The organism is Moorena sp. SIO3I6 (genome assembly GCF_010672095.1).
In genome coordinates this window covers 1-2,041 of sequence record NZ_JAAHHU010000872.1, presented here as the reverse complement: position 1 = coordinate 2,041, position 2,041 = coordinate 1, and the positions used below count along the sequence as shown (strand labels likewise).

Here is a 2,041-nt window from a genome sequence, read left to right as displayed (position 1 = left end):
GTTGCTCATTTTTTACTTGCACAGAGTTTTCTAGCATACCTTTGTTTAACCAGATTTATGCACTCTTGACAAGGGGGCTAACTCTATACCTATCTCTTTCACCCCACAGCGGTTATTGAGAAGTTACGAGTTTTTTCCCTATTCTGTACCAAGCTGCGGTTGGAACATAGAACCGTTCATCCTAGCTGGCATTATGCACCCACTCTATTTTATATCATTTTCGGTTGAATACTTATAAATAATAGGGAACAGGGAACAGGGAACAGGGAACAGGGAACAGGGAAGAGTAGGAAATAAATCGGATAAGTTTTTGTAATGATGCTAAATAAGCCTTGATTTTTATGGTCATTTTTTAAAAAATTATCACCGTTTTTTTTGATTAAAATTTTATTTTAAAATGAATAATTATCGGCTATAATTATGAATTACAGCTAATTTTATCCTACTCCCTACTCCCTACTCCCTACTCCCTACTCCCTACTCCCTACTCCCTATTCCCTATTCCCTATTCCCTCTTTCCTTTCCTATAGTCTTTAGAGTGCTCCATGACCAGAAACGTCCATGACCAATTTGCCAAACAATGTCTTAAAGAACTCCTCGACCCCCTGGGGAAAGTAGAAACCAGCTGGAAAGTGCCTGGGGAAGTTCAAGAAATTGATGTTTACTTTTTGCCATCTCAGCCACTAACCACCAATGGACAAAGCCTGGGATTACTCGGAAAACTGGCCACAACCCCTGCCATATTTGAACCGTTCCGCAACCCAGTTACTAAATTTGAGGTGCTCAGTTGTATCGGTAAACTGATCCAGGTTCATGGTCAAGTTTTCCGTCAGGCTAAGCGAACTAATGCCCAAGTTAGGGTGATAGAACTGCCTCGTTTATGGATTCTCTCCCCAACCGCTTCCGAAGAGTTTTTAGAAAGCTTCAATTTCCAAGCAGATCTAGTTAATTATCCCAGGGGGATGTACTTTCTGGGGAAATCCTTGTATACGGCCATTGTGGCGATTCACCAACTACCAGTGACCCCGGAAACCTTATGGTTGAGAATTCTTGGTAGAGGTAGAGTGCAACAGCAAGCGATTGAAGAATTGAAATCCCTACCGAACGGGAGTCAGCACAAAGACAATATCCTAGAATTAGTATATGACATGCTCGCCATCTTAGAGGCACGTATCAAACAAAATCAAAACCTTGAGGAAGATGACCGGGAGTTAATCATGCAATTATCTCAGATATATCAACAACGACTGGAATTGGCTACCGAGCTTGGCAGACAAGAGGGAATAGTGCAAGGTAAACAAGAAGGAATAGTGCAAGGCAAACAAGAAGGAATAGTGCAAGGCAAACAAGAGGGACTAGTCGAGGGCAAACAAGAAGGACTAGTCCAAGGTAGGCAAAACGAACGTCGTAGTATGGTCACCTACTTATTGCGTAGCCGTTTTGGTGAACTAGACCAGGAACTGCTCGACATTATTGAGCCATTGATGGCACTCTCTCCAGAAGAATTTATCCCCCTACTCTTACAATTGTCTCGACTAGAATTATTGACTCGATTTGGAGAGGGAAATTAGGTTATTAATCCCCAATGTCGTGCCGGTTGACTAGCTCGATCATCCGCTTATTACTTAACTCGTAATTAAATACTAATTAAATCAATAGTCCTGAGGCTGTTCCATGACCAGAAACGTCCATGACCAATTTGCCAAACAATGTCTGAAAGAACTCCTCGACCCCCTGGGGAAGGTAGAAACGAGCTGGAAAGTGCCTGGGGAAGTTCAAGAAATTGATGTTTACTTTTTGCCATCCCAGCCACTAACCACCAATGGACAAAGCCTGGGATTACTCGGAAAACTGGCCACAACCCCTGCCATATTTGAACCGTTCCGCAACCCAGTCACTAAATTTGAGGTGCTCAGTTGTATCGGTAAACTGATTCAGGTTCATGGTCAAGTTTTCCGTCAGGCTAAGCGCACTAATGCCCAAGTTAGGGTGACAGAACTGCCTCGTTTATGGATTCTTTCCCCAACCGCTTCGGAAGAGT

The 2,041-nt window shown here is 42.9% G+C and carries 1 protein-coding gene and 1 pseudogene; both read left to right on the top strand.

Going from position 1 to position 2,041, the window contains the following annotated elements:
* The first annotated feature begins 545 nt into the window (after positions 1 to 545).
* Complete coding sequence (locus F6K49_RS43815) at positions 546 to 1,571, top strand: hypothetical protein (protein WP_293108078.1); 1,026 nt, start codon at positions 546 to 548, stop codon at positions 1,569 to 1,571.
* Between the two features lie 103 nt (positions 1,572 to 1,674).
* Positions 1,675 to 2,041: pseudogene (locus F6K49_RS43810) on the top strand (hypothetical protein); the annotation flags it as partial.

Excerpts from the sequence above, each read along its gene's own strand:
- F6K49_RS43815 (WP_293108078.1), top strand. The coding sequence starts at position 546 with ATGACCAGAAACGTCCATGACCAATTTGCCAAACAATGTCTTAAAGAA.